At 66.2% G+C, this 811-nt stretch carries 1 pseudogene; it reads left to right on the plus strand.

What is annotated here, in order from left to right:
- Window positions 1-454: 454 nt before the first annotated feature.
- A pseudogene (locus G3446_RS27080) lies at window positions 455-811 on the plus strand (hypothetical protein); the annotation flags it as partial.

Genomic DNA, 811 nt, shown 5'->3' on the forward strand with positions numbered 1-811 from the left:
TCTTCGGTGTTGAGACTGATAGCGTTGCAACGCTTCATCGGCATGCTCCTACAAGGTTCCTGTGAAGACGCATTATTGTAACATAATCATAGCTTTAGGCGCTAAGTCCATGGCATTGTCGCAGCGCCTTGGCCGCCGCTGGCTATCGCATCGATGCCGAGCGGGTCACTCCCTATGAGGGCGAGCTGGAAAGGCCCTGAGCTCGGAGCCGGGCTTGGGGGGCATTGCGCCGCGAACGCCATTGAATCGCCGGCGTCCTTGGTTGTCCGCTGATTCCCGGCCGCGAGCGGCGGAACGACCCGGAGTGTCCTGCTGATCGGCCTGGAGTCGGTCCCTCTCAGCTTGGCCGGGGCTCCTTCGATCGCGCTCCCGTTTCGCCCTGTCCAGGCGGATCTCTCATGCCAGATTGGATCGTCGCTCTGCGCTTCGTCCTACTCGGTTTCGCTGGCCTCAGGTGATCCTCGCCTCGGTGGCGCTCTGGGTCCTGGCGTCGAACGGGCGCCTGGGGTGGATCGACGGCAGCTCGCTGATCCAGCTGATGCTGTTCGGCTACGCCATCAACACCGACGTCCGCCACCTGCCGGCCGGGGTGGCCGACCAGTCCCAGACCTCGCTCTCGCGGGCGCTGATCGCCGACAGCCTGGCGACCCAGGTGGTGGACATCCATCGCACGGTGCGCGGACCCGAGGAGCTGGAGCGCCTGCTGCAGCGCGGCGAGATCGCGGTCGGCCTCGACATCCCGCCCGACTTCGGACGCCGGCTGCAGGATCCCGAGCGCCCGGCCGCCCAACTGCTGGCCGACGGCACCGAC

Origin of the sequence: Thiorhodococcus minor (genome assembly GCF_010820565.1) — a bacterium.
In the GTDB taxonomy this organism is placed as follows: Bacteria; Pseudomonadota; Gammaproteobacteria; order Chromatiales; family Chromatiaceae; genus Thiorhodococcus; species Thiorhodococcus minor.